This is a genomic window from Dickeya fangzhongdai (assembly GCF_002812485.1).
In the GTDB taxonomy this organism is placed as follows: domain Bacteria; phylum Pseudomonadota; class Gammaproteobacteria; order Enterobacterales; family Enterobacteriaceae; genus Dickeya; species Dickeya fangzhongdai.
The window spans coordinates 490,313-516,821 of the sequence record NZ_CP025003.1 but is presented as its reverse complement, the minus strand read 5'-3'; the positions used below and the strand labels follow the sequence as shown (position 1 = coordinate 516,821).

Below are 26,509 nucleotides of genomic sequence, written 5' to 3'. Positions count from 1 at the left end.
GATTTGCCATGCAATCACTACTCACCTCCTGGTTTGTACAGGGAATGATCAAGGCCACCGGCGACATGTGGCTCAAAGGCTGGGATGAACGCAACGGCGGCAACATCAGCCTGCGTCTGACCACAGACGACGTAACGCCGTTCGAAAGCGACTTTTATCCGCAACCGCGGCACGAAGCGCTGTCCCAGCCGATGCCGGAACTGGCAGGCTGCTGGTTTATCGTCACCGGCTCCGGCAAGTTCTTTCGCAATGTCCAACTGGACCCGGCCGACAGTCTGGCGCTGTTGCAGGTGGATGATGATGGCCGCGGTTACCGTATCTTCTGGGGGCTGACCCACGGCGGCCTGCCGACCTCGGAGCTGGCGGCGCATTTTCAGTCGCACATCGTGCGCATGAACCTCAGCGACGGGCGGGATCGGGTCATCATGCACTGCCACGCCACCAACCTGATCGCCCTGAGCTACATGCTGGAACTGAACAGCGCGGCGTTTACCCGCGAGCTGTGGGAAGGCAGCACCGAATGTCTGGTGGTATTCCCGGACGGCGTCGGCATTGTTCCGTGGATGGTGCCGGGCACCGATGCCATCGGCAGCGCCACCGCCGAACAGATGCAACACCATTCGCTGGTGCTGTGGCCGTTTCACGGCATCTTCGGCACCGGCCCGTCGCTGGATGACGCCTTCGGTCTGATCGATACCGCCGAAAAATCGGCAGAGGTGATGGTCAAGGTGCGCGCGATGGGCGGGAAGAAGCAGACGATCTCGACTGAAGAGTTGATCGCGCTCGGCGAGCGGTTTGGGGTCACGCCGATGGCGTCCGCCTTACGTGTCGGGTAAATGGCGCTATGTCGGGTAAATGGCGTCATGCCGGGTGAATATAACCATCAGGATACCATGCGGGCAGAAACGCCGTCGGGGTTCACCGGTAATGGTGAAAAGCAGGCGGAACCCTGACGTCGTGCGCGGCCGGCATGGAACACAAGGATGTTTCCCGCCGAATGCGGGCCACTGTCACTGTCTACAGGATGACGAATATGTTGAAAAAAGCCTTTGTGATGCCGATCTTTCCGGATTGCCACGAGGAATATCAGCGTCGCCACAACCCAATCTGGCCGGAGCTGGAAGCGGAACTGAAAGCGCACGGCGCACACCACTACAACATCTTCCTCGACCCGGCGCGCAACCTACTGTTCGCGTACGTGGAAATTGAATCGGAAGAACGCTGGAACGCCGTCGCGCAAACCGACGCCTGCCAGCGCTGGTGGAAATACATGAAAGAGGTGATGCCCGCCAACCCGGATAATAGCCCGGTCAGCACCGAGCTCAAGGCGGTTTTTTATCTGGATTAATTCGCGTCAGCACGCCAGCCGCTAAAATTAATAGCGCCGAATCATACGATTATTTATTTTGTATGAATTCGTCTCGCAAATAGAAAACTTCCCTTTCTCCCCAATAACTTGAGGCGCAGGACAACGCGCCCGCGCCTTGCACAGCGTGACGCGCTGCTCCTGCAACCTGCATTATGTTGGGCATATTCACAAAAAGAACAAAAAATCATAAATCGGCATCACAAAATCACCATTCAAAAAATAAAAAACAATTCGTCAAAATGACGACTCCCCCCTATGAAGGGAATAAATTTTTGAATTACCCTGCCGTTATTAAAGATACTTTCCCTTGCCAAGAAAAAAACTATGAAAAAATTCTCGCAATTAACCGTCTTTTCCAAGCTGCTGTTCGGTTTTTCCGTGCTGATCGTGATGATGTTGCTGATTGGCGCCGTTTCCATCTATCAACTCAGCGCCAATAATGACCGTATCGACGCCTACCGCGACAATCGCCTGCCGGGGGTGCGCTATACGCTGGAAATGCGTGGCGTCCTGTCTGAATTACGTCTGCAGCAGATACAGTACATCTCTTCCAAAACGCCCGACGAGCGAGAGGGCCATCGCAAGGAACTGTTGCAGAATCAGGATGTATTTCTGAACGCCCAGGCCAATTACGCCAAACTGGTGAAAAACGACGCACAGGACAAACAAGCGCTGTTCGGCCAGGTAACGGATAATTTCAAGAATTTCGTGGACGTCAACGCCAAAGTGATTGACGCGGTCAACAGTGAAAAACTGGACGATGCCAGCAAAATCAGCGGCGCGGTTTCGGCTAAATACCGCACCCAGTTGATGAAGGATCTGGCGAAACTGGTGGAAATGGAGATCGCCAGCGGCGATCAGGCCGCCGTTGAGGCAGCAACGGGTTATCGTACCGCGCTTTATATTCTGTCCGGTTTGTTACTGCTGGCGCTGATCGCAACCGGCGTTATCGCCACGCTGATTGCCCGCAACCTGTCCCGTCAGCTTGGCGGCGAGCCGGCCTATGCGGTATCGATCATGAACCAGATCGCCGCCGGGCACCTCAATACCGCCATCAACCTGCGCGCTGGCGACACCCAGAGCCTGCTGGCCACCATGAAGAACATGAATGAAAAGCTGGCTGACATCATCCACAACATCGTGAACGGCAGCGAATCCATCTCGCTGGCGGCCAGCGAAATCGCTCAGGGCAACAGTGACCTGTCGCAGCGTACCGAGGAACAGGCGGCGTCGCTGGTGCAAACCTCCTCCAACATGCAGCAGATCACCGAAACCGTGAAACGCAACGCCGATAATGCCCATCAGGCCAGCGAACTGGCGCGTCAGACGTCGCAAACCGCGGTGCACGGCGGCAACGTGGTGGACGACATGCTCAAGCGTATGCATGAAATTTCCGACAGTTCGCAGAAAATCGTCAACATTATCTCGGTGATCGAAGGCATCGCCTTCCAGACCAACATCCTGGCGCTCAACGCCGCGGTGGAAGCGGCGCGTGCCGGTGAGCAAGGCAAAGGGTTCGCCGTCGTTGCCGGGGAAGTCCGCAATCTGGCGCAGAAGAGCGCGAACGCCGCCAAAGAGATCAAAACGCTGATCGAAGGCACGGTGGAGAAAATCACCGATGGCTCCCGCCACGCCGACACCGCCAGCCACGCGATGGAAGAGATCGTCAGTTCGGTCACCAAGGTCACCGACATCGTGGCGGAAATCTCGATGGCTTCCAACGAACAGCATCAGGGGATCAAGGAAATCGGCATCGCCATTGACCAAATGGACCGCGTGACCCAGCAGAACGCCGCGCTGGTCGAGCAGGCCGCCACCGCCGCCCAGTCCATGACGGAACAGGGTGAGCAGTTACGCGACTCCGTGCGCTTCTTCCATCTGGAAGCACAACAGTCTCCGCTGCGCCTCAACTGATCCATCCCGCCGGGTCGTCGCGTCGACGGCCCGGTTTTCCTGCCTTCCTTCTTACCCCCTCGCCCCGCTGTACGGATTCGCGCTTATTTACATGTCGTCGGGCAGGGTTTTCAGCGCCTGAGAAAGCGCGTCAGCGGTCTGGCGCAACGGCGTCAACAGAGTTTCCTCATCGATTTGGCGCAGCTTGGCCGAAGAAAGCGATAACGAAATGGCGTATTTCACGCGCTGCTGCGCATCAAATACCGGCGCCGCCATGCAGGACACCCCGACTTCGTGCTCTTCCCGATCGAACGCCACCTTGCGCTGGCGCACGTCTTCCAGCTCTCGCTGCATGTGTCCCGGATCGGTAATGGTATACGGGGTTAGCTTGCGGATATGCGGTTGATGGCGGCCCCAGTAGGAAAAGAGCGCGTCTTTGGTGTCGTCAGCCAGAAACAGTTTCCCCATCGCCGAACTGAACAAGGTCATCTGCTGCCCGAGGTAAGCGCGGGTGCGCAACATACCGGTGGTGGGCTCCAGCTTGTGGAGCAGAATGCAGTAATCGCCGTCGCGCCGGGAAAAATTGACGGTTTCTCCGGTCGCGGCGTTCAGCGCCTGCAACGGCGGTGTAATCAGCCGGATCACCTCTGGCGGCGCCAGCGATGTCAGCCCAACCGTAATGAACCTGGTGGTCAGACGATAACTGCCTGCGGCGGGCGCCGGGGTGACGTAGCCACACGCCTGCAATCCCTGCAACAGGCGATGCACGGTGCTTTTGTTGAGCCGGGCCAGCCCGGCCAAATGCGCCAGCGGGCACCCGTTCGGGTAATTGCTTAAAATCTCAAGCAGCAGAAATCCCCGCAGCAGGCTTTGGTTCCCCGCGGGTTTGTCATGACCGCGCGACATCGTTTCCATGCATCGCTCCCTCTGGCTAAACATTAGCGTCTATCGATACCACGATTCAGCGCAACATGACGTGATCCCAGCCCGCTCTGCTTCACATCGTCAGAAAAAAAGCCGCCTAAGTAGTACGGACACTTTCTACGCGGCGCGACAATAGCTGACAATCATTTACAACGAAAAAGAAAAAATTATCTATTTCCGCAATACCAAATAAATTCGAGTCGCCTTTTTTATCTTCAAAAAAGAAGATAAACATATTATCCGTTATTTATTCGATAAGAAAAATAATACACACCAGGAACAAAACCAGTCCAAAGTCAATTCACTTTCCGGATTAACCGTCTTAACTAAAAATAAAACCCGTCTCTTGATGTGGATTTATTGAAAATAAATTTTATCATCGGACTGGTATTGTCAGATTATTGTTGCTATACATTTAGGCAGTGTTGAAAATAAGGGTGACAGTCAAACCGTGACAGGACGACGACGTAAAAGGACAACAACACAACAGAAAAACACATTGTCACCCTGGTGATAATCGCTGTGTTAAAACGGGTAAGGATGCCTTTCCCTCCGGCGTATTTCCGCTGTACATACGATGATTTTTACAGAGAAACCTGATACTTAAATTAGAAGATAATTTGATAAAAATCATACTGTTAATTTTTTATGACATCCCCACAGGCTTATCTGCTATCGCCTGCGGCGGCTGGCGCTTGCCATGAATAAACCAGACGGCGATCCACGATGCAGGACGACCGGCGCCGTAAAATAACTAAATAAAACAAAGCATAACGAGCGTATCCAACATAATTCGAGTTGCAGAAAGGCGGCGACGCAGCGAATCCCCAGGAGCTTACTCGATTAAGTGACTGAGATGAATGATAAATATTCTTTGAGCAGCGTTAAACGCCACGTGCTGCGGCCCCGAAGGAGCGAGGCTCATGTATGGCCGAGATGGATGGCCGGGTAATGTAATAAAGCCAACGTACCTGCGACTTGAAGTATGAAGGGTATAAAAATAATGCTGACTGGGACTGGGTAATATTATTACCTCCTGAACTGTCGTTATTTCCCCACAGCAGCAACTGACAGATGTCGTCATTCTTTTTTCTTATTGAATAAAGAATGACAGAGATAAACCGCAGTAATTACTGATCGGAATTATCTTATTTAACAGAAAAAATCATTCCGAATAAGAACGGATGTGACAGTTCCGGTATCGGATAAATACGCGCCGTGAATATGCGACGCGTTAATTAGGCCGTGTCCCGCCATTATCCGGCGAGGCACCTTCTCATTGTGAGTTATGTTCAACCTGGTAGAGAGAGTTCTGTTGTGACGACGCTAAAACCTTTGCTCGCCAAAAACCGCAGTTGGGCACTGCAACGGCGGCAGCGCCACCCCCACTATTTCAGGAAGCACGCGCTGGTGCAAAAACCTCACTCGCTGTGGATCGGCTGTTCCGACAGCCGGGTGCCGGCGGAAGTGCTCACCGGATCCGATCCGGGCGAACTGTTCGTGCACCGCAATATCGCCAACATGGTGAGCCACGACGACGACAACTTCATGAGCGTACTGCAATACGCGCTGGAATACCTGAAAGTGTCGCGCATTGTTCTGTGCGGCCACTACGGCTGCGGCGGGGTGCAGGCGGCGGTCAACCTGCCGGGCATGCCACTGGTGAATGAAGATTCGCCGCTGTCCCGCCGCATCCGATCGTTGCGCGCCTCGCTGGCCCACCATATCGCTTTGCCGGACGACGGCGCGGACGACGCAGCCCAACGTCAGAATCAACTGGTGGAAGCCAACGTGCTGGAGCAGTTCGCCCGGCTGGTGAACGCGCCGCCGGTGCGGCAAGCCTGGCGCGACGGCGTCGAACTGGGCGTCTATGGCTGCGTTTACGACCTGCACAACGGTCATCTGAAAGAGCTTATTCATCAATACGCCGTGGAGGAATCGACATGAACCTGAGTACGCTTCGGCAGGATATTCCCGCCGGTCTGGTGGTTTTCCTGGTGGCGTTGCCGCTGTGCCTCGGCATCGCCCAGGCCAGCGGTCTGCCGCCATTCGTCGGCCTGCTGACCGGCCTGATCGGCGGGCTGGTGGTCACCCTGTTCAGCCCATCCCGTTTCGCAGTCAGCGGCCCGGCCGCCGGGCTGGTCACCATTGTTTCCGGCGCTATCGAAACGCTGGGCTCATTCTCCGCGCTGTTGCTGGCGATCATGCTGGCCGGCGTGTTGCAGTTCCTGATGGGGGTCGCCCGCGCCGGACGCTTCATTTCGGTGATTCCCGGCAGCGTCATCCGCGGCATGCTGGCCGCCATCGGTCTGCTGCTGATCATCCAGCAGTTCCCGCTGGCGCTGGGGGCGGACGCCAAAGCCAAGTTCAGCAGTCTGTGGCAAAACCCGGCCGCGGCGCTCTCTATCGGCGCTATCGTCGTCGCGGGCGGCGGTTTGCTGCTGCAATGGCTGTGGGGAACCTCGGCGGTAAAAAACCACCGCTATCTGACCTGGCTGCCAGGGCCGCTGGTCGCGGTGCTGTTCGGCGGGATATTCACCCTGTATGGCGCGCAGGCGATGCCGGAAATCCTCGGCAGCATGCCGCGCATCGTACTGCCGGAATTCGCCGGCTTCACCGAAATGACCGACGAGCTGCTGCGCCCGGACTGGCTGGCATGGCGTAACCCGGCCGTCTACATGGTGGCGGTTACGCTGGCGCTGGTCGCCAGCCTGGAAACCCTGCTGAGCCAGGAAGCATTGAAGAAAATCAAGCCGCAGACGCCACCCCCATCGCCGGACAAGGAACTGCGCGCCCAGGGGATCGGTAATTTTCTGAGCGGCTTTCTCGGCGGTCTGCCCATCACGGCGGTGATCGTGCGCAGTTCGGTCAACGTCAACGCCGGCGCGCGCAGTAAAATCTCCATCCTGCTGCATGGCGTGCTGTTGCTGTTGAGCGTGCTGTACCTAACCGACCTGCTCAACGCCATTCCACTGGCCAGCCTGGCGGCGGTACTGCTTTATACCGGCTACAAACTGGCGTCGCCGTCGCTGTTTGTCGAACAGTGGAAACAGGGCTGGCAACAGTTCGTACCGTTTATCACCACCATCGTCGGCATTATCGCGCTGGGCATGCTGGCGGGGATCGCGCTGGGGATGGTGACGCAGTTGCTCATCAATTTCTACGGCAGCCACCGCAACGCGCTGCAGCTCACCCGCTACAGCGATCACTTCGTGCTGCGTTTCCAGCAGAACCTGACGTTTGTCCACAACCCGCGTCTGCAGGGCCTGCTGAACCGCATCCCGGCCAACAGCGTGGTGATTGTGGAACACGACAACGCGGACTATATCGACCCGGATGTACAGGCCGTGTTGCAGGATTTCCGCGATAACGCGCCAGCGCGCGGCATCCGGCTGGCGCAGTGGCCGGTGTGAGATAAGCGTCGTACCGGCAACAGCCGGTACGACGCTTCGGGATTAGCTGGCGCGCGTCAGGTCAGCCAGGGATGCCAGGCGCTGAATTGCGCGCGAACCAGCGGATCCAGCAAGGTCGGGTCGCCATTGACTTCCCCGGCCAGCTTGGCCAGAAAATCCACCAGCCAGGATGCATTGGCTTCGGCGATGCGTTTGCCTTCCGCCGTATTCATGGTTTCCGGCAAGCGCATCAGTTTGACGCGGAAGTGATCCAGCGTGTAGAGGCGATCGTCCAGCTCGCGATCGCAAGCGAACAGATCCTGCGGATCAAACAACGGCCGCCCCATCATGCCCGCCACATAGAACACCCGCGCCAGCCCCAGCGCGCCGAGCGAATCTAACCGGTCGGCATCCTGCACAATTTTGGCTTCCAGCGTTTCCGCCGTAATGCCGGCGCTGAAGCTGTGCGCCTCAACCGCATGAAACACCGCCGGGTACAGCGCGTAGGGAAAATCGGGGAAATCCAGCGACAGAATACGCACCGCTTCTTCCGCCGCCATGCGCGAAGCCCGGCTGCGATCCGGGTGATTTTTCGGGATCAAAACAATGTCATGCAGCCAGGCGGCGGCGATAATTACCCGCAGGTCGCCCCCTTCCGTGCGCTGAATGTGCCGGGCGCTGTTCGCCACCCGCACCAGATGGTGGTGATCGTGCGCGCTATCCACGGAGTCCGCCAGATGCCGGGCGACGTACTGACTGAGCGTCTGTTCAAAACCAAGTAAATCCATGCCGTTCTCCTGCACCAATCCATTTAGATCACCACAGAATAGCCAAAAAGTAATGACAGCAACATGACTGATGTGGGCAGCGCATTTTTCAAAATTGATAATAAGCGGTAAAATTATTTTAAACAAAAAATGTTTACCCCGGTTTTGTCAATAAATAAACATTTACTTTCCCGACGACACATTATTATATTGAGGCGCTTATACGGTGCCGTAGCGTTTATTTTTTGTTTCCGCTTACGTCATTTTTTTAATTTACAAAACATGACCTGATATACCCGAAATAATTCGAGTGGCAGGACGACGGCGACGCAGTGAATCCCCAGGCGCTTACAACAGCAGGCGGCCGGGGTGGCGGAGAAAACCGATGTCCCCGCAACTTGCAGCTATGGAGGGTTATGCTGTCAGGGGTATTTATCCCATGAGTCCGGTTTTGCTTTTTTTTCTTGCATTGGTGTTTATCGCCGATGGTTTGATGGTGTTCCTGATTCCGGTGCTGGTCTACGCCGAAACCCAAAGCCTGACCTACTCCGGTTTGTCTTATACGTTATGGTGGCTGCCGCGCATTGTGCTGATCCCGGCGCTGGGCGCGCTGATTGATCGCTGGGGCGTCCGCCCCATTTCTATCGCGTCCGACGCGGTCAAGGCGTTTGGCTGCCTGCTGCTCTGTCTGGTGCTGAATTTTGCCGAACAACCGTTGACGCTGGCGCTGGCCTGCGGGCTACTGGGCGCCGGGGTGTCTATCGGCAACGCGCAAACCCTCACCGCCGTGGAAAAGCTGATCGCCGCCCATAGCCGCCACATCGATCGGGACGCCAACCTGCTGACCCGGCTGGATTTACTCGGCATGGTGTTGGGGCCGTTGATTGGCATACTGTTGTATGAATACGGTTTTTTGACGCTTTTGTATATCGCCGCCACATTCTATTTATGCAACGCTTATTATTTCCTCACCTCTCGCTTGTTTTCTTTCACCCCGGACCCGGCGCCGGAAAATAAAATCAACTCGCCTCGCCCAGCGCCAAAAAAATTATTCCCGCTACTGATGATAATCAGAAATCCATTTATTATTTTGATGATCGTACTGGCGGCCGGAAATAATATGTTCGATGGGCTGGTGGAGTCCGGCGGCGCCGCCCTGATTGAAAATCAGATGGGGTTATCAGTGAAATATTTTGGTTTCATTGATATTTGCGCCGGCGCGGCAGGATTTTTATCCACGCTGGTTTACGGCGCGGCGCTCAGTCGCCTGAGCCGGGAAGCGCTGCTGGCGGCAGGACTCGGCCTGATTGTCGTCGCTTCGTTGCTGCTGACCACCACGCTCGATCACCTGGGGCCGTTTCTGACGTTCTACGCGCTGGGCATCGTCGGTAAGGTCTTCACCGGCAATATCATGCGCACCCTGCGCCTGACGCTGATTCCCTACGAGCGGCTGGCCAGCGTTTCCTCGCTGATCCTGATGCTGAACCAGTCGGTGCTGCCGCTGATGGGTGTGTTCCTGTTTCTGTCCGAGCGCTACGACTGGCCGCTGACCTGGTTCATGCATATCGCCATCGCGCTCTCGCTGCTGGCCGGCATCGGATTGCTGATCGGTCTGCGGCGCAAACTGGCGGACACATCGCTGCCATCGCCCCGTCCCGACCACTCCGGATGACGCCGCGTTCCGCCACGCCCGCTGGCGGAACGTATCAATATATGTCCAACAGTATGAAAATTTTATAAAAATGAAGCGGCTTCTACTATCGCTTCCCTTTCCGGCTCCAGCGATTACGGGTGAAATAATCTACGGCAGCGCGCGTGGAATCAGGGTAGCCGCATCGGCTGATAACACGAATTCATACAATCACATCCAGTAATCACCGCACAGAATGCAAAACAACATGTACGTCTGGTTACGAATCCGCCATCGCCGCGTTGATCACAACGCTATGCCATGCACTTAAGATGGTGGCGCGATGATTGCCGTGTTCGCCGCAGGCGTCCGTGGCGACGGCAGGGTCGATATGGCGGCTTTGCCTTCTTACTTTCAACCACCTGGAGACAATATGTTACGGACAATGTGTCTGGTAGCCTGCCTGATCAGCACCAGTGCGCTGGCAGCGGAAAGCGCCGATCTGGCATCACTGGTTAACCAACGCCTCGGCTATATGAAGGATGTGGCGGGCTACAAAGCGGCTCATCATCTGGCGATTGAGGATCTGCAACAGGAAGACAACGTACTGAAAGCCAGCCGACAGCAGGCGACGCAGTACGGGCTGGACGCCGACTCGGTTACGCCGTTCATTCAGGCGCAGATGGATGCCGCCAAGGCGATTCAGTATCGCTACCGCGCCGACTGGTTGGCTGTGCCGGAGAAAGACTGGCAGCCGCGCCCGCTGGACGAAGTGCGCGCCCAAATCGCCAAACTGAACGGCGTGCTGCTACAGCAACTCGCCGATACCCTGCACAAACAGGGCGGCAGCCTGAGCCGGCTGAATCACGCTGCGTTTATGCACGCCGTGACCCAGAAGAACCTCAGCGAGCACGATAAGGCGCGGTTATATACCACGCTGAAGCAGGCCAGATTACAGAAATAACCCTCAGACGGCGCGCCTCATGCGCGCCGTTTTACGCCGTCCGCACATACCCTTATCCGCCATCAAGCGCGTCGCCCTGAAATAGTCGGTGTTATGTTGAAGGAAATTGCGCCATACTCATCTAATGCGCAATTTTGCTGCGTCAATGTGACTTCCAGTGGAGATTAAACCACCATGAAAACCAAAACCGCCGCCGCCGATAGCCCGGACGAAAAAAGCCTCAATCTTGACCGTTTTGATCTCGCCATCCTGCGTTATCTCCAGTCCGACGCCTCCATCTCCAACGTGGCGCTGGCGGAAAAGGTCAAGCTCAGCGCCCCGGCCTGCCTGCGCCGGGTGGAGCGATTAAAACAGATAGGGCTGATCAAAGGTTATGTCGCCCTGTTGAACCCGCAGGCGCTGAATGTCGGCATGGTGGTGTTAATCGGCGTGGTGCTTGACCGCTCTACCCCGAAAAGCTTTGAAGACTTTGAAGCGGCGGTGCAGAAAATCAGCGGCTGCATGGAGTGCCACGTGGTCACCGGCGAGTTCGATTACATCCTGATGATCCGCACCAAAGACAACCAGAGCTTCAACAAACTGCATGCCGAACAGTTACTGTTCCTGCCGGGCGTACGTCAGATCCGCTCTTTTATCGGCCTGCGGGAAGTGCTGTCGACAACGCAGTTGGTGTTTTAAAGGCGAGCACACAAAACAATAACGCCGGGATATTCCCGGCGTACAGTGCTGACAAATTCTATAAGTGCCAGATTAAGGGTTTTCCCGGCGTTAAAAACTGTGCTGAGGCAAACGACTTCGCCGGATGCGCGGCAGGGAAGCCGCGCAAGCCCGTGCCGTGTTGGACAAAAACGTCGGGAACGTTTTTGAACAGCGTTTACGCTGGCACGAAGGGCGAGCCCCAGGGATGGGGCGAGTAAACACGTCACGGGCGGTCCGAATAGCGAAGGCGAATGCCGAAGGAACCGCGTCAGCGGCACAGTTTAGCCACCAGCCAGTGGTCAAGGAGAGGCGGCGTTGAGTAACCGTGTTGCCAGTCAAGTATTTCAACTGACTACCAACCCATAATTCTTGTCATAGCGCTGCTGCGTATGCAGCACGCCATAACACAGATGGACCAGTTTCCTCATCGCCGCGCCTACCGCCAACATCTTCGCCTTGCCTTTCAGCAAAAGTCGCTCGTATTGCGCTTTTACATGACGATTGTGACTGATGGCGGCTATGGCTCCCATATACAGCTTTGCCCGCATCGCGGGCGGCCCTATTTTCGACAACCTGGCTCTGCCTCGTACCGAGGTGCCTGAGCGACGCTCTACCGGGATAACCCCCAGATACGCCGCCACCTGCTCCGCGCTCCTGAAGTGACCGCTCCGGATGGTGGCTAACATATTCCAGCCGATTTGGTCGCCAACACCATCAATCGATTTCAGGAGCTTCAGGTCGTTTTTTAGTCCAGGATGCTTGTCTATGTGGTCTTCTATCAGTCGCTCAATACGTTCCAGTTCACTCTTTACATGCCGCACCATCGAGTCCAGCGACGCCACAACCTCTTCCGGGGCCTGTGTGGATGCTAACGTGCTCAGCCGATTTTCTATGCGTTGTTTATCACTCAGCAGACTATCCCTGTGCTGGAGTAATGCCTTGAGTTTCCTTATTTCTGGCGAAGGCGGGCTCCAGCCCTCCGGTTGGCGCAAACCGCCATAACAGGCCAGCACATAGGCATCCACTTTATCCGTCTTCGTGAGTATCCCCATTCCCCTGGCGAATTCACGCAACCGATGAGGGTTTATCACGGATACGGCAATGCCTGACTGATGAAGACCATAAGCGAGGTGTTCGTGATAAACCCCCGTGGCTTCCATGATGATATGGGCCTGACCCGGGTCACATTTTTGTCGCGTTAGCCATTCAGCCAAAGCCTGAACGGCGTTGGGGCCATTGGGTAACGTTTTCGTCTTCCGTTTACCTTTCATGCCATCAGCTAACAAACACACATCGACAAAACGCTTACTGATATCAATACCAACGTAATACATAATGATGTCCCCTTTCACTGAAGCCATCACGCCCGTTCCGCTTGTACATTCAGAGTCAGTGCTCTGGGTAACCGTTCAATGTTAATGCTGGCGTGAAAGGTGAAACAGAGGGCTTAAACTCAACCACAAGGTTTATAGCCCTGGCTCTCCTTCGAAGCTCACTCTGTTTCATGTCGTGATAGCTAATCACGACATGAGCAAGATACAAGCCTCTCCTTGTCGTGCGTGTGGTGGTGGTGCAAGGGATGACCAATGCCGTCAAGCACGAAACTACGCACCGTTCTGGCATAAATCGACGATAACAAAATAGTGAGACTGTTTGTCTACAGTCTCAACGCCGGAACATACCCGGCATGGTACTCAGCCATTGCGGAAAATATAGCTGTAAGCGCTCAATGCCGGCGCGCCGCCGAGGTGGGCGTAGAGCACTTTGGAGCCTTTCGGGAATTCGCCGTTGCGCACCATGTCGATCATGCCGTGCATCGACTTGCCTTCATACACCGGGTCGGTCAGCACCCCTTCCAGACGCGCGCACAGGCGAATCGCTTCCAGCGTGCCGTCGTTCGGCAAGCCGTATTCCGGGCCGCCGTAGCGGGTATCCAGCACCACGTCTTCTTCAGTGATCTCGCGGCCCAGCTCCACCAGCCCGGCGGTGTTCTGCGCGATGCGCAGGATCTGCGCCTTGGTTTTTTCCGGCTTGGCGGAGGCGTCAATGCCGATCACATTGCGGGAACGGCCGTCGGCGGCAAACCCTACCACCATGCCGGCCTGGGTGCTGCCGGTTACCGAGCACACCACGATGTAGTCAAATTTGAAGCCCAGCTCTTTTTCCTGCTGGCGCACTTCTTCAGCGAAGCCAACAAAACCCAGACCGCCGTAAGGGTGCTCGGAGCAGCCGGCCGGGATCGGGAACGGTTTGCCGCCGTTCTGCGCCGCTTCGTCCATCGCCTGCTTCCAGCTTTCGCGGATGCCGATGTCGAAACCGGCCGGATCGAGACGCACGTCGGCGCCCATAATGCGCGACAGCTCGATATTACCCACCCGGTCGTACACCGCGTCGGCGTAATTCACCCAGTTTTCCTGTACCAGAATACATTTCATGCCCAGATGCGCGGCGACGGCGGCCACCTGACGGGTCTGGTTCGACTGCACGCCGCCAATCGACACCAGCGTGTCGCAGCCTTGCGCCAGCGCTTCCGGAATCAGGTACTCCAGCTTGCGGGTCTTGTTGCCGCCGAACGCCAGACCGCTGTTGCAGTCTTCACGCTTGGCGTAGATCTCCACATCACCGCCCAGGTATTCACTCAGGCGTTTCATCGGGGTAATCGGCGACGGTCCGAAGGTTAAGGGGTGACGCGGAAATTTTTCCAGGTTCATAGTCAGGCTCCGGTGGCTAACGTGGGTCAATCAGGCATCAGATGACCGCTTTCCGGCAGGAAAACCGCGTCATCGCTTACCCCTGATACTACACAAAACCAACTTGATTTAAATTGCGTTTTTAACCATTATTTTTTTAAAAAATTAACCAATTTATATTTTTATGAAACTTAAAATAAAAATAAAAACGAAAAATAGAAATAAAATTAAATCACAATTTGATGCATTAAAACCGATGCCGCTCAACGCAGCGGCAGCCCGAAATCCTGCCGGCATTGCAGGTCATATTGCTGCAACGCCTGCTTCAGGAAGGTAAAAAAGCTGTTGAGAATGGCGGTGCGGGGTTTCCCCATTTCGGTTTGCAGTTGCAGCGTGCGCTGGCTCAGTTGATCCAGATTGACCGCCTTCATCGTCAGGCCGTCGCGCCGGGCGCTGCACAGAATGGAGAAATGACTGCACACGCTGACCGCCGCCGGCGTGTTGCGCACATACTCGTACAATGAAGAAAAGTGATTACAGGTGAATACCGGTTCGATAAAGACGTTGTTCATCCGGCAGGAGAGATCAAACAGTTGCCGAATGGTGGCGGACTGATCCGGCAACACCACCGGCCAGGCGTTGAGATCCGCCAGTTGGAAATCCCGGTTGGCCAGCGGGTGGTCCGCCGCCATAAACACCAGCACCGGCGCCGGAAACGACGCCAACACCTCCACACCATGCTCCGGCGCCAGACTGAACTTGATGGCGACGTCGCATTCGCCGTTACGCAGCAGCTCCGGCACCTGCCGGGCGCTGCCGACCGTCAGGTAAAAATTGACGCGCGGGTGCTGTTCGCGAAAGCGCGACATGAGGGCCGGCAGTAGGTTGAGCGCCAGACCATCGGTGCACACCACCCGCAGGGTAGTCTGGCGCGCCGACTTCATGCCTTCGATTTCCGCCATCGCCAGTTCCATGTCGGCCATACTGCGCCGCACATGATTCGCCAGAATGTGCCCGGCGTCGTTCAATATCATGCCGCGGGTGCTGCGCTCAAACAGCGGCATACCCAGCCGGGTTTCCAGCCGCTGGATCTGCCGGCTGATGGCGGACACCGCCACAAACAGCTGCTGACTGGCGGCGCTGATGGAGCCGGTATTCACCACCGCCATGAAGTAACGAATTTCGCTATTGTGCATGGATTATCTCCGAGAGATAGAATCTTTCGGAAACGTTATGTCATCACATTCAGAATCCGAGAGGATTTCGGGCGAATTAACCTCATATTTTCTCTTTAATATCTACCGCTCCGCCCGACACAGGGAGGCTCAAACGCCGCCTCCCTGTGAACCCGGGCTGCTGGCTAAATTTTGCCGCTAACGCGGTCCCTTCGGAATACGCGGCCGCTTAACGGGCCGCTCGTGACGCGCTCCCGGCGCGGCACGAGCTTTCGCCGCGTCCATGCGGCTCACCCTACGGCCACTTATCCCTCAGCAAAATTTTTTACGCCAGAAGACAACACGCTAGTATCAAGATATGAGTGACATCTGCGAACTTACGACATTACCTGTTGATCTCTTAACTGCTTCACCTTGCTGCCCTCTTCCGCCAGATCCCAAAATAGGCCGGTCATGATTTGCAGCGCTTCGCGCGCCACGTCCGCCAGCAGGTGCTCGTTGGGAGCGTGCTGGGAGCAGGCGGGATAGGAGTGCGGCACCCACAACGTCGGCAGGCCGAGCGTGCGCAGGAAGCAGGCGTTGGGCAGGCCGCCGCCGAAGTTGGGCAGCACCGCCGCCTGCTTGCCGACCGAGCGTTCGATAGAATCCACGCCCCAGCGCACCCAGAGGTCGTCCGGGTCGATGCGGGTGGCTTCGAAACAGTTATCCGGTTTGACGATCGCCACATCCTCGAACCCGCAGGCATCAAGACGGCGGCGAATATGCACGGCAAAATTATCGACATCGCTGCCCGGCACGTAGCGCATATGGCATTGCGCGCGGGCGCTGGGCGGAATGGCGTGTTCCGGTTTGTCCGGATTGCCGGTAACGAACGCCAGCACATCCAGCGTGTTCCAGCCGTACACCTTTTCCGCCGCGTTCAACCCCGGCTCGCCCCAGTGCGGATCGATAGCCGGGTCGCCCGGCGCGCCGCCAAGAGCCAGATCCGATAACGCGCTGCGGATCGACGCCGACAGCGGCGGCGGCAGTAATTCCAGCACCAGAATACGGCCGTTGGCGTCCACCAGACAGCCGATGGCGTGCGCCAGCCGGATACCGGGATTGCTTAACAACCCGCCCCAGTTGCCGGAATGGTGCGCGCCGTCGCGCAGCGTCAGTTGCAGGCCGAAGTTGAACACCCCGCGCGAACCGAGAAATAACGTCGGCCGGTCGGCGGATACGCGCGGGCCGTCCGAGGCGATAAACAGATCCGCCGCCAGCCAGTCGCGGTATTGCTGGCACACCGCCTCCAGGCCGGGAGAACCGCACTCTTCGCCCATTTCCAGAATCAGCTTCACGTTGTAGCCCAGCCGGCCGCCGCGCGCCTCCAGCACCAGCGCCAGCGCCGCCAGATTGATGGTGTGCTGGCCTTTGTTGTCGGCAGTGCCGCGCCCGTACCAGTGGTTGCCGTCCGGCGTCAGTTCCCACGGCGACAGCCCGCTGCGCCAGCGCGACGCGTCCCCCATCACCACATCGCCGTGACCGTAGCTCAGCACCGTCAGCGCCGCGTCCGGTTCAATGCGCCGCGCCAGCAGGAATGGCCCACGGTCCGCCACTGGGTTGGGAACAATCCGGCACTCGAACCCCATTTCCTGCAGTAACGGAATCATCTCGTCGGTCAGGTAGGCCATCAGCGCCGGCGCGCGATCCGCGTTCTGACTTTCGGTCTGGCAGGCCACCCGGCGCGCCAGAGTGTCGCGAAATGCGCCGGATTCGAAATACGCCGCCGCGGCCTGCATCATCTCTTCACGTGTCATCATCTGTCCTTTTTTGTTCACGCCATACCGGCTTTGCGGCTTACGCCGCCCCAATATCCGGAATGCCCAGCCCCGGCTCCGGCGTCAGTACCGACGCCAGCAGCGCGCGGGTATAAGGATGCTGCGGCGCGCCGAATACCTGCTCGCGGGTGCCCTGCTCCACAATCGTGCCTTTGCTCATCACCGCCACGTGATCCACCAGATGTTCCACCACCGACAGGTTGTGGCTGATGAACAGGTAGGTCAGACCGAACTCTTTTTTCAGCGTCAGCAGCAGGTTGAGGATCTGCGCCTGCACCGACACATCCAGCGCGGAAGTCGGCTCGTCGCAAATCAGAATCTCCGGCTGCAGGATCAGCGCACGGGCGATCGCCACCCGCTGGCGCTGACCGCCGGAGAGCTGCCCGGGATACTGGCCGTGGGTACGTTCCGGCATCCCGACCACGTCCAGCATCTCGCGCACCCGTTGTTTGCGCTCCGCCGGCGTGCCGATGTCGTGCAGCCGCAGCGCCACCTCTACGATATCCGCCACCGTGCGGCGCGGATTGAGCGAGGAATAAGGATCCTGAAAGATCGGCTGGATGCGCGACGCCAGCTCGCGGCGATCGCCGGCGTCGATCTCGCGCCCTTCGATCAACACGTTGCCGGAGGTCGGCGGCAGCAGGCCGAGCAGCATTTTCGCCAGCGTGCTCTTGCCGCAGCCGGACTCGCCCACCAGCCCCAGCGTCTCGCCCCGGCGAATGCGCAGCGATACATTGTCCACCGCGCGGATCTCGCCGGGCCGTGAGAACAGCCCGCGATTAAGGCGAAACACCCGGCTTAACGCGCACAGTTCCAGCGCGATGTCGTCGTTGCCTGGGATGTGCGGCAGCGGGCGACCGCGTTCTTCCGCCATCTGGCTCATACCGGCTCCTCCGTCATCAGCGCATCGACACAGCGCACCGCGTGCTGCTCAGTCACCGGCACGTAGGGCGTTTCCTGCGCGCAGCGATCGCGGCACTGGCTGCAACGGTTGCGAAACGCGCAGCCGTGCTGCGGGCCGATCAGGCTCGGCACCACGCCGGGAATGGCGTGTAGCGGCTCACCCGGCACGGTGCGCCCGGCTACCGGAATGCATTCCAGCAGCCCGCGGGTATAGGGGTGACACGGCTGATGAAACAGCTCCATCACCGGCGCGGTTTCCACCACCTGCCCGGCGTACATCACCGCCACCCGGTCGGCGATGCGCGCCACCACGCCCAGATCGTGAGTAATGAAGATAACCGCGGTGCCGAACTCCTGTTGCAGTTCACGCAGCATCCGCAGGATCTGCGCCTGAATGGTGACGTCCAGCGCAGTCGTCGGTTCGTCGGCGATGATCAGTTCCGGGCCGCACATCAGCGCCATGGCGATCATGATGCGCTGGCGCAGGCCGCCGGAGAGCTGATGCGGGTACTGCCGCAGCCGCTCCGCCGCCATCGGGATGCCGACGCGATCCATCAGGTACACCGCCCGTTCGCGCGCCTCGGCTTTAGAGACCTTGCGGTGCGCCAGCAGGGTTTCGCACAGTTGGTCCCCCAGCGTGAACGACGGGTTGAGCGAGGTCATCGGCTCCTGAAAGATCATCGCCATCTGGTTGCCGCGCAGCGCCGTCCGTTCACGCGGGCGCAGCGACAGCAGGTCGGTATCCCGAAAACGCAGCGTATCGGCGGTGCGCACCGCGTTGCGCGGCAGCAGGTCCATCAGCGCCAGCGAGGTCATCGACTTGCCGCAGCCCGACTCCCCCACCAGGCACAGCATTTCGCCGCGCCGTACCGAAAAATCGATGCCGCGCACCGCGTGCAACGTGCCGCGCGGCGTCGTCAGATCGACCCGCAGGTTCTTCACTTCCAGCACCACCTCGTCCGAGCGACTGGCCGACGGGTTTGTCTTAACAGCAGAATGCATAGCGACCTCCTTAGCGCCTATCCCAATAGGCTCTTAGTTACGCACGCCCGTCCAGCGCGGTAATATCGCGCAGGCCGTCACCCACCAGATTGATGCTCAGCACCAGCAGCGCCAGCACCACGCCTGGAATCACAATCACCCACGGTTGGAAGAACATGTAGGCTTTGCCTTCCGCCACCATCAGTCCCCAGGACGGCATCGGCGGCTGTACCCCGAGGCCGAGGAACGACAGCGTCGCCTCCAGCAAAATGGCGTGGGCGATCTCCAGCGTCGCCACCACGGTGAGCGGCCCCAGCAGGTTGGGCAGAATCTCGCGCAGCATGATGAACAGCGACGAGGCGCCGAGCGTGCGGGCGGCGGCGATAAATTCCGCCTCGCGCAACTGGCGCGTCACCGAGCGGGAGACGATCAGAAAGCGGTCCCACAGCAGCAGGCCCAGCAGCATGATCACCACCTTGACCGAACCGCCCACCAGCGAGGCCAGCGCCAGCGCCACCAGAATCACCGGCATCGACAGGCGCACGGTGAGGAAATAGCTCACCGCCGCGTCCACCCGGCCGCCGAAATAGCCCGCCAGCACCCCGAGCGCAATGCCGATGGTGCCCGCCAGCATGACCGACACCAGCCCGATGGTCAGCGACACCCGCGCGCCGTACAGCAGGCGGCTTAAGTAATCCCGCCCCAGCTTGTCGGTGCCGAGCCAATGTTCCCAACTGCCCTTTTCATGCCACACCGGCGGGATCAACCGGCGGCTGACCTCCTGCGCGTAAGGGTCGTGCGGGCTGATGAACGGCGCCAGCACCGCCAGCAGCACGATCGCCCCCAGAATCACCAGCCCCAGCGTCATGCCGTGGTGACCCAGCACCTTGCGCTGCCAGCGCCGCCACGGCCCAGGTTCCGGCAGCAGGCCCGGCTGCGGAGCGGTTTTCATCATCACGGCCAGTCGTGCCATTGCAGTTTTCATCACGGCTCCTTATTTGCTGCGCAGTCGTGGATCCAGCGCGGCGTTAAGCACATCCGCCAGAAACGTCAGCCCGATATAAAACACGGCGATAATCAATACGATGGCCTGTACTACCGGAAAGTCGTTACGCGAGATGGAGTCCCACGCCAGTTGCCCCAGCCCCTGCAACGAAAACACCGATTCGATCACCACCGAGCCGCCGAGCATGAACCCCAGTTCCACCGTCGCCAGCGCCACTACCGGAATAATGGCGTTGCGCAGGCCGTGTTTGACCACCACCTTAAAGGCGCTCAACCCTTTGGCGCGCGCGGTACGGATGTAATCGGAGCCGAGCACGTCCAGCATGCCGGAGCGGGTCAGGCGCATCAGCGACGGCATGGCGTAGTAGCCGAGCGCCACCGCCGGCAGCACGAAGTTCTGCCAGCTGGCGTTGCCCGCCACCGGCAGCCATTTCAGCCCGACGGCGAAGATAAGAATCAGCACCAGCGCGAACCAGAAATTAGGCATCGCCTGACCGAGCACCGACACCAGCATGGCAAGGCGATCGACCCAGGTGTCGCGGAACACCGCCGCCAGCACCCCGAGCGGGATCGCCACCGTCAGCGCCAGCAGCAGCGATACGCCGCCCAGCTTGAGGGTGACCGGCATCCGCTGGCCGACCAGCTCCATCACCGTGTTTTCAAAGTAGAACGAGCGGCCGAAATCCAGATGCATCGCCGACCACATCCAGCTGGAAAACTGGCTCAGCAGCGGCTTATCCAGCCCGTTCTGCACCCGGATCTGGGCGATGGTTTCCGCGGTGGCGTCCGGCCCGGCGATGGCGGTCGCCAGATCGCCGGACAGGTGCAGCAGCGAAAAGCTGACCGCCGCCACGGTGAACAGCACCGCCAGCGCCACCAGTAACCGATGAAAAATGTACTTCACCATAAGCGAACTCCTTACAACTCAAGCGCGGCCGGTTCCCCGACGGCGGTTACTTCCAGCTCGCTTCGGCGAAGCGCGGCAGTTCGTCCGGCCAGTCCTGGAAGTTCAGATCGGACGTAAAGGCGTAATGGGTGGAATAGGAGAACAGCGGCGCCATATACGCCTGCGACGAAATACGGCCCAGCAGTGCGGCGTACAGCGCGCTGCGCTGCTGCGGGTCCACCACTTCATCCGCTTTCGCCAGTTCGGCGATGACTCTAGGGTCTTTCCAGATATCGCTGCCTTTACCGCCGAAATAGGGGGTAACGAACGCAGTGGCGTCGTTGATGGAGAAGGAACCCCAGGTGCTGAACGCCAGCGGCGCCTGACCGGACGCCAGCGCGTTGGCCATCACCGGGTATTGCACGAAGTGCAGACGGGCGCGGATGCCGACCTTGCGCAGATCGCCGATAATCGCTTCGGCGTAATCACGCTCGCGGTAGGCCCACAGATCGGTGTCGAAGCCGTTGGCGTAGCCCGCCTCCGCCAGCAGTTGTTTGGCTTTGGCCGGGTCGTAGGGGTATTGGATCACCTGGCTGGCGTCGCAGGCGGTCTGGGTGCGAAAGCAGGCGGAATACACCGGTTTGCTGCCGCCGCGCACCAGATTATCCACCATCGCCTGGCGGTTGACGGCGTAATTGATGGCCTGACGCACGCGCACGTCTTTGAACGGCGCGCCTTCCGGGCCGCTGGCGTTAGTGTTCAGTTCCAGAAAGCCGACGCGCATGGTTTCGCCGCTTTTCACCGCAATGTTCGGCATGGCGGACAGCGATTCCACCTGATCCGACGCCACGCGCCAGATCCAGTCCACCTGGCCGGTCATCAACTGGGCTACGCGTGCTTCCGGGTCGCGGATCACCACAAACTGCAGCTTGCCGATTTTCGGCTGCCCGATCGGACTGTCTTTGAAATAGTCCGGGTTTTTCACCATCGACACACCCTGCCCCGGCGTCACCTTGACGATTTTGTACGGGCCGGTGCCGACAGGCGCTTTGCTAAAGCCCTCCAGCTTCACCTGCTGGAAATATTTGGCGGGGTAAATCGGCGTCGGGCCGGAGAGGTATTCCAGCGCCGCCGGGAACGGTTTTTTCAGATGCAGACGCACGCTGTAGTCATCGACTTTTTCCACATGGTCGATCCAATCGACGCTTTGCGGGATCACCGAGGCGGTATTCGGCCCGGCGATACTCTGAAAGGTATACACCACATCATCGGCGCTAAAGGCATCGCCATTATGGAAAGTCACGCCTTTACGCAGATGCAGCAGCAACACCGTCGGCGACTCCCATTTCCAGTCGGTCGCCAGTTCGCCTTTATATTCCCCGGTTTTCGGATCGCGATAGATCAGCGTATCCCAGGCGAGATGCGCCAGAATCACCCCTTCGCGCATGTTATTGTGGTACGGGCTGACGTTTTCCACCTCGCTGTCGGAGGCGTAAACCAGCGTGTCATTTTGTTTGCCGGCATAACTGGCGCAGGCAAAACCTGCCAGTAACGCGGTTAATGCATATTGACGGATATGTCTTGCCAGATTACGAGCCATGCTGTTCTCCACCACAATAAAGGACGAATAAAAATGGTCACCAACAAAAACATTCGTCCGTTACGTTGCAAGAGCAGCGCCAGATAAGGATTATTACCGTTACCGATTTTCGACACACACTTTCTCAAAAAGAGAAACCACCGATAACAGCTGGATTCATTTGTCCAGACAATAATAAAAATGAATGGTATTGATTACGCGGCAAGCCGCTGCCGACGCCGCATTGACAACGCCGGGTACTATTTCAGTGCAAAAACCCACCAGCCTGCACCATTTGCGTGATTATCGATAAGGGGAGGTTATTTCTTGTTTTGCGAAAACAGCGTTACGAGAGAAGGAAAGGAAAGCAAAACAGCGCATATAAAAATCAGGAATAAAAATAACTCGCTGATGGTTAATTTATATTAACCTCACCAATAAAATTAAAACTAAAAAAATCATTTAAAATCAAATGCATTTACAAAACTCCCGCTAACGCCTCACTTCTCACCCCCCAAAGACATATCAACATTAAAGCCAACGTTCAATCTAAACATTATGAAAAATAAATAAAAAAACAAACTCTGTTTTGATGGAAGTAATCATACCTCACGCCAATGGATAAAAAACAAAAAGCATATAGTCTAAATTTAAAAACCCCGACAACAGGAGATCTCAGCGGCACAAAAAATAACACATTAATAAACGCAGAAATTATTTCATTGTTTTCCATTCATATTAATTCATTGCAGGTGAGGAAGACGACTATGCTGACTACCACTCAATACCGCTCGTTACTATTCATGTTTATTACCTCTTGTCTGCTGTTAGCCGGTTGTGTTAATACAATCCCGGATAAACAATGGCAACACGTATGTAAAAGCGGCGTGTGTACCAAAGAGGAGTTGACCAATTTTATTCAAACAAAGTATTGCACTATAGACACCAACAACAGGAATGCTAAATGCCCTGATAATATCATTACCAACACACGTACCATGACCGCCTTCCAAAAGAGCTACCTTGAATACAACGCAGTGGATGGTTCTCTCAGAGACCCGCAACAACTCAAGGCAATTAAGGGATATATTCAACAAAAGGTCGATAGCGGAAAAAATATACTGATCGCCGTTTATATTCATGGCTGGCACCATAATGCCGCCCCGAAAGACAGTAATCTTATCCAGTTCGATAATCTGCTGGCTCGCTATGTCGGCGGGCTGCAACAGCTTGGCAAAAAAGATGTTGAGGTGCTGGGTATTTATGTCGGCTGGCAAGGTGAGATATACAAAGGGGCATTTAATTTTCAAACGATTGGTAACCGGGCTAACGTTGCCGACGTCATCGGCAGCCGGGGAGCGGCTATCAATCATCACGGCCGGGGTTTAAAGCAGGATTTGACAGAACTGGCCGACACCATGCGTAAAGCCAACGCCGACAATCATATGATTGTCATGGGACATTCGCTTGGCGGTCGAATGATCGCACGCGCATTTTTGCCGGGTCTGGTCCATAACGCTCAGACCCTCGGCGATAATACGTTACTGGTCACGATTAACGCCGCCGTCGATTCCACCACGTTCGACGATGCCTATCGCCCGGATCAGCTCTCATCGCAGCCTGACTACCCAATATGGCTCAACCTGACTTCAAAGGAAGACACCGCGACCAAAGTCTATTATCCCTGGGCTCATAGAATGGGATACCTCGCTCCCTGGGGGTTCTCCAATATAAAAACCTTAGGTCATACGACGGAGCGCATCACGCACCAGCTCGGCGTGCAGTTTTGTTCACCGGATAAAAATACGCCGTCTCAATGCGCGCCGTGGGAAAAATTGTTCAGCGCCATTCAACCCGTCTGGACCACAGCTGAGCCCTATCACTTCAGCGTTCTGACTTATGGAGCCAAGCCACGGTTGAACAAACGCCCACCGCTAACCCAATGCGTGCTGTTAACCCGCTATCCATTAACGGAGCAGGCAAAAGCGGCGCTCAATAACTCCCCCCTCTGCCCTGGATTAAGAGAAGATTTTGATACGGCCGCACAGCCCAACCCGCTACCTGCCAGGGGAAAAATGTGGAATATACATACTGACGCCAGCGTGATTGATAATGAAACCGCTAAGCGAAGGGAATATCCTGACCACAACGCGTATATCCAAACCGATCTGGTGACCATGCTATTACAGCTGGTATATCGCTAAGAAAAGGCAGGGAATGGATCAAATCATCCTTTCCCTGCCACCAGCGGTTGCATCCGTCACCTATTGGCGCATTTACCTGCCGTTGACACACCTCAGGACGAAGCCAGACGCGAAATCCGCTGACCGCTGACCACGGCGGCCAGCGCGGCGAATATACCGGCGGCGATCAGCGATGCATGGGTGCCTTGCGCGCCGAACAGGTTGAACATCAGCGCCACCAGCGCCGCGCCGGCGGTCTGCCCCACCAGCCGGGCCGTGCCCAGCATACCGCTGGCGCCGCCGCTGCGATGACGGGGCGCCGCGCTGATGATGGTGTGATTGTTCGGCGACTGGAACAGCCCGAAACCGATGCCGCACAGCACCATCCGCAGGCAGATATCCAGATAGCCCGGCGAAGCCGGCAGCCAGGCCAGCGAGAACAATCCCAGCGCGAACAACGACAGCCCGATGGTGCACAATACCCCGGCGTTAACGCGCTCAAGCCAGCGCCCCGCCAGCGGCGCCGTCGCCATGATCGCCAGCGGCCAGGGGGTGAGCAGCAGGCCGGTTTCGATTTCATTCATCCCCAGCGCGCTCTGGAAATAGAACGGCAGCGACACCATCGCCAGCATCTGGGCGCAGAACGAACCGATCGACGTGCCCATCGACAACGCAAACACCGGGATGCGCAGCAAGTCCACCGGCAGCAGCGGGTACGACTGATTCAGTTGCCGCCGGAAGAAATAGCCGCCCACCAGCAGCGTCAGCGCCAGTTCGCCCAGCACCAGCCACAGATTTTGACCGTGAGCGAATCCGCCCAGCGCAATGAAAAACAGCCCGAAAGTCAGCGCGTTCAGCAACGCGCTCGGGGTGTCGAAGCGCTGCGCCCTCACCCCGTCGTTACGCGGCAGGAAACGCCAGCCCAGCAGCAGCGCCACAATACCGAACGGCACGTTGATGGCGAACAGCCACTGCCACGACGCCACGCCCAGAATTCCCGCTGCAACGGTCGGCCCGGCGGCGGTGGACACCGCCACCACCAGCGAGTTGATCGCCATGCCGCGCCCGAGCCGGACTTTGGGGTAAATCAGCCGGATCAACGCGGTGTTGACGCTCATCAGCGCCGCGGCCGCCAGCCCTTGCAGAATGCGCGCCAGCGTCAGCGTCGGCAGCGAATCCGCCAGCGAGCACACCACCGACATCAGCGTAAACAGCACCAGTCCCACCAGATAGACGCGGCGATAACCGACGATATCGCCAAGCGACGACAGCGACAGCAACGTCATGGTGATCGCCAGCTGATAGGCGTTGACGATCCAGATCGACGACGCCGGGCTGGTGTTGAAATCCGCGGCGATGGTAGGCAGCGCCACGTTGACCAGCGCCCCGTCCAGCACCGCCATAGCGATGCCGAAGGCAATAGCGAAAATGGCGCCGATACGCGCCGGCATCGGTAATCCGTCGACGGCGGATCCCGCGCTCTGAGAGGTAACAGCAGCGTTCAAAATAATGTCCGAAGATGAAAGGCGTGGAGTGCGCGGCAGGCCGCCGCCGCACGTTTTTCGTACCCGTTACCCTACTGGGTTTAGCTGGAGGGTGCAATTGATGCGCCCGGCAATTCGTGCTTCATCTCGTTGACGAAGCGCATGATT

General features: G+C 57.5%; 21 protein-coding genes. 9 read left to right on the top strand and 12 right to left on the bottom strand.

Features of this window, described 5'->3' with window-relative positions; translation table 11 throughout:
* Positions 1-8 precede the first annotated feature (8 nt).
* From rhaD to CVE23_RS02420, 3 genes are all read left to right on the top strand, one after another.
* Positions 9-836, top strand: a complete 828-nt coding sequence (gene rhaD, locus CVE23_RS02430; protein WP_100848796.1) for a rhamnulose-1-phosphate aldolase — start codon at positions 9-11, stop codon at positions 834-836.
* A 197-nt stretch (positions 837-1,033) separates the two neighbouring features.
* The gene (gene rhaM / locus CVE23_RS02425) at positions 1,034-1,348 is read left to right on the top strand and encodes an L-rhamnose mutarotase (RefSeq protein WP_100848795.1); all 315 of its coding nucleotides are present in this window, start codon (positions 1,034-1,036) and stop codon (positions 1,346-1,348) included.
* Between the two features lie 345 nt (positions 1,349-1,693).
* Entirely contained in the window at positions 1,694-3,283 is a 1,590-nt protein-coding gene (locus tag CVE23_RS02420) for a methyl-accepting chemotaxis protein (protein ID WP_038917681.1), read from the top strand.
* 87 nt (positions 3,284-3,370) lie between these two features.
* Here CVE23_RS02420 and CVE23_RS02415 read toward each other — a convergent pair whose 3' ends face one another.
* Positions 3,371-4,177: an IclR family transcriptional regulator gene (locus tag CVE23_RS02415; RefSeq protein WP_049854644.1), complete on the bottom strand. Its 807-nt coding sequence runs from the start codon at positions 4,175-4,177 to the stop codon at positions 3,371-3,373.
* A gap of 1,326 nt (positions 4,178-5,503) precedes the next feature.
* Between CVE23_RS02415 and CVE23_RS02410 the strand changes: the two genes are divergently transcribed.
* Positions 5,504-6,133, top strand: a complete 630-nt coding sequence (locus CVE23_RS02410) for a carbonic anhydrase (RefSeq protein WP_100848794.1) — start codon at positions 5,504-5,506, stop codon at positions 6,131-6,133.
* Complete coding sequence (locus tag CVE23_RS02405; protein WP_049854646.1) at positions 6,130-7,599, top strand: SulP family inorganic anion transporter; 1,470 nt, start codon at positions 6,130-6,132, stop codon at positions 7,597-7,599. Before CVE23_RS02410 ends, CVE23_RS02405 begins: the two co-directional genes overlap by 4 nt.
* Positions 7,600-7,655: 56 nt before the next feature.
* Here the strand turns inward: CVE23_RS02405 and CVE23_RS02400 are convergent, their stop codons facing one another.
* Positions 7,656-8,366, bottom strand: coding sequence for an HD domain-containing protein (locus CVE23_RS02400; RefSeq protein WP_038917676.1), 711 nt, complete (start codon positions 8,364-8,366; stop codon positions 7,656-7,658).
* A gap of 418 nt (positions 8,367-8,784) precedes the next feature.
* Here CVE23_RS02400 and CVE23_RS02395 point away from each other — a divergent pair, with 418 nt between their 5' ends.
* From CVE23_RS02395 to CVE23_RS02385, 3 genes are all read left to right on the top strand, one after another.
* Positions 8,785-10,017 (top strand): MFS transporter, encoded by a 1,233-nt coding sequence (locus CVE23_RS02395; RefSeq protein ID WP_049854647.1) that lies wholly within the window; start codon positions 8,785-8,787, stop codon positions 10,015-10,017.
* 391 nt (positions 10,018-10,408) lie between these two features.
* The gene (locus CVE23_RS02390; RefSeq protein ID WP_038917674.1) at positions 10,409-10,939 is read left to right on the top strand and encodes a chorismate mutase; all 531 of its coding nucleotides are present in this window, start codon (positions 10,409-10,411) and stop codon (positions 10,937-10,939) included.
* A 174-nt stretch (positions 10,940-11,113) separates the two neighbouring features.
* Positions 11,114-11,617 (top strand): Lrp/AsnC family transcriptional regulator, encoded by a 504-nt coding sequence (locus CVE23_RS02385; protein WP_033568499.1) that lies wholly within the window; start codon positions 11,114-11,116, stop codon positions 11,615-11,617.
* A 365-nt stretch (positions 11,618-11,982) separates the two neighbouring features.
* Here CVE23_RS02385 and CVE23_RS02375 read toward each other — a convergent pair whose 3' ends face one another.
* From CVE23_RS02375 to CVE23_RS02330, 9 genes are all read right to left on the bottom strand, one after another.
* On the bottom strand, positions 11,983-12,972 hold the full coding sequence (locus tag CVE23_RS02375) for an IS110 family RNA-guided transposase (RefSeq protein ID WP_100850391.1): 990 nt from the start codon (positions 12,970-12,972) through the stop codon (positions 11,983-11,985).
* 360 nt (positions 12,973-13,332) lie between these two features.
* Positions 13,333-14,349, bottom strand: coding sequence for a 1-aminocyclopropane-1-carboxylate deaminase (locus CVE23_RS02370; protein ID WP_038917673.1), 1,017 nt, complete (start codon positions 14,347-14,349; stop codon positions 13,333-13,335).
* 242 nt (positions 14,350-14,591) lie between these two features.
* The gene (locus CVE23_RS02365; protein WP_100848793.1) at positions 14,592-15,524 is read right to left on the bottom strand and encodes a LysR family transcriptional regulator; all 933 of its coding nucleotides are present in this window, start codon (positions 15,522-15,524) and stop codon (positions 14,592-14,594) included.
* A gap of 356 nt (positions 15,525-15,880) precedes the next feature.
* The gene (locus CVE23_RS02355) at positions 15,881-17,299 is read right to left on the bottom strand and encodes a M20 family metallopeptidase (protein ID WP_100850390.1); all 1,419 of its coding nucleotides are present in this window, start codon (positions 17,297-17,299) and stop codon (positions 15,881-15,883) included.
* Between the two features lie 40 nt (positions 17,300-17,339).
* Positions 17,340-18,203 carry an ATP-binding cassette domain-containing protein gene (locus tag CVE23_RS02350; protein ID WP_038662849.1) on the bottom strand — a complete coding sequence of 288 codons (864 nt, stop codon included), beginning with the start codon at positions 18,201-18,203 and terminating at the stop codon, positions 17,340-17,342.
* Positions 18,200-19,225 (bottom strand): ABC transporter ATP-binding protein, encoded by a 1,026-nt coding sequence (locus tag CVE23_RS02345; RefSeq protein ID WP_049854648.1) that lies wholly within the window; start codon positions 19,223-19,225, stop codon positions 18,200-18,202. Before CVE23_RS02345 ends, CVE23_RS02350 begins: the two co-directional genes overlap by 4 nt.
* A gap of 37 nt (positions 19,226-19,262) precedes the next feature.
* Positions 19,263-20,189, bottom strand: a complete 927-nt coding sequence (locus CVE23_RS02340) for an ABC transporter permease (RefSeq protein ID WP_100848792.1) — start codon at positions 20,187-20,189, stop codon at positions 19,263-19,265.
* Between the two features lie 9 nt (positions 20,190-20,198).
* Positions 20,199-21,116, bottom strand: coding sequence for an ABC transporter permease (locus CVE23_RS02335; RefSeq protein ID WP_100848791.1), 918 nt, complete (start codon positions 21,114-21,116; stop codon positions 20,199-20,201).
* Between the two features lie 46 nt (positions 21,117-21,162).
* On the bottom strand, positions 21,163-22,695 hold the full coding sequence (locus CVE23_RS02330; protein ID WP_038917669.1) for an ABC transporter substrate-binding protein: 1,533 nt from the start codon (positions 22,693-22,695) through the stop codon (positions 21,163-21,165).
* A 746-nt stretch (positions 22,696-23,441) separates the two neighbouring features.
* Here CVE23_RS02330 and CVE23_RS02325 point away from each other — a divergent pair.
* Positions 23,442-24,878, top strand: a complete 1,437-nt coding sequence (locus CVE23_RS02325; protein ID WP_100848790.1) for an SGNH/GDSL hydrolase family protein — start codon at positions 23,442-23,444, stop codon at positions 24,876-24,878.
* Positions 24,879-24,970: 92 nt separating this feature from the next.
* Here CVE23_RS02325 and CVE23_RS02320 read toward each other — a convergent pair whose 3' ends face one another.
* Positions 24,971-26,308, bottom strand: a complete 1,338-nt coding sequence (locus CVE23_RS02320; RefSeq protein WP_188726115.1) for an MFS transporter — start codon at positions 26,306-26,308, stop codon at positions 24,971-24,973.
* Positions 26,309-26,509 lie beyond the last annotated feature (201 nt).

Bases quoted from the DNA above. Each gene is read 5' to 3' on its own strand.
- rhaD (WP_100848796.1), top strand. From the start codon at position 9: ATGCAATCACTACTCACCTCCTGGTTTGTACAGGGAATGATCAAGGCC.
- rhaM (WP_100848795.1), top strand. From the start codon at position 1,034: ATGTTGAAAAAAGCCTTTGTGATGCCGATCTTTCCGGATTGCCACGAG.
- CVE23_RS02420 (WP_038917681.1), top strand. From the start codon at position 1,694: ATGAAAAAATTCTCGCAATTAACCGTCTTTTCCAAGCTGCTGTTCGGT.
- CVE23_RS02415 (WP_049854644.1), bottom strand. From the start codon at position 4,177: ATGGAAACGATGTCGCGCGGTCATGACAAACCCGCGGGGAACCAAAGC.
- CVE23_RS02405 (WP_049854646.1), top strand. From the start codon at position 6,130: ATGAACCTGAGTACGCTTCGGCAGGATATTCCCGCCGGTCTGGTGGTT.
- CVE23_RS02400 (WP_038917676.1), bottom strand. From the start codon at position 8,366: ATGGATTTACTTGGTTTTGAACAGACGCTCAGTCAGTACGTCGCCCGG.
- CVE23_RS02395 (WP_049854647.1), top strand. From the start codon at position 8,785: ATGAGTCCGGTTTTGCTTTTTTTTCTTGCATTGGTGTTTATCGCCGAT.
- CVE23_RS02390 (WP_038917674.1), top strand. From the start codon at position 10,409: ATGTTACGGACAATGTGTCTGGTAGCCTGCCTGATCAGCACCAGTGCG.
- CVE23_RS02385 (WP_033568499.1), top strand. From the start codon at position 11,114: ATGAAAACCAAAACCGCCGCCGCCGATAGCCCGGACGAAAAAAGCCTC.
- CVE23_RS02375 (WP_100850391.1), bottom strand. From the start codon at position 12,972: ATGTATTACGTTGGTATTGATATCAGTAAGCGTTTTGTCGATGTGTGT.
- CVE23_RS02370 (WP_038917673.1), bottom strand. From the start codon at position 14,349: ATGAACCTGGAAAAATTTCCGCGTCACCCCTTAACCTTCGGACCGTCG.
- CVE23_RS02365 (WP_100848793.1), bottom strand. From the start codon at position 15,524: ATGCACAATAGCGAAATTCGTTACTTCATGGCGGTGGTGAATACCGGC.
- CVE23_RS02355 (WP_100850390.1), bottom strand. From the start codon at position 17,299: ATGACACGTGAAGAGATGATGCAGGCCGCGGCGGCGTATTTCGAATCC.
- CVE23_RS02350 (WP_038662849.1), bottom strand. From the start codon at position 18,203: ATGAGCCAGATGGCGGAAGAACGCGGTCGCCCGCTGCCGCACATCCCA.
- CVE23_RS02345 (WP_049854648.1), bottom strand. From the start codon at position 19,225: ATGCATTCTGCTGTTAAGACAAACCCGTCGGCCAGTCGCTCGGACGAG.
- CVE23_RS02340 (WP_100848792.1), bottom strand. From the start codon at position 20,189: ATGAAAACTGCAATGGCACGACTGGCCGTGATGATGAAAACCGCTCCG.
- CVE23_RS02335 (WP_100848791.1), bottom strand. From the start codon at position 21,116: ATGGTGAAGTACATTTTTCATCGGTTACTGGTGGCGCTGGCGGTGCTG.
- CVE23_RS02330 (WP_038917669.1), bottom strand. From the start codon at position 22,695: ATGGCTCGTAATCTGGCAAGACATATCCGTCAATATGCATTAACCGCG.
- CVE23_RS02325 (WP_100848790.1), top strand. From the start codon at position 23,442: ATGCTGACTACCACTCAATACCGCTCGTTACTATTCATGTTTATTACC.
- CVE23_RS02320 (WP_188726115.1), bottom strand. From the start codon at position 26,308: ATGCCGGCGCGTATCGGCGCCATTTTCGCTATTGCCTTCGGCATCGCT.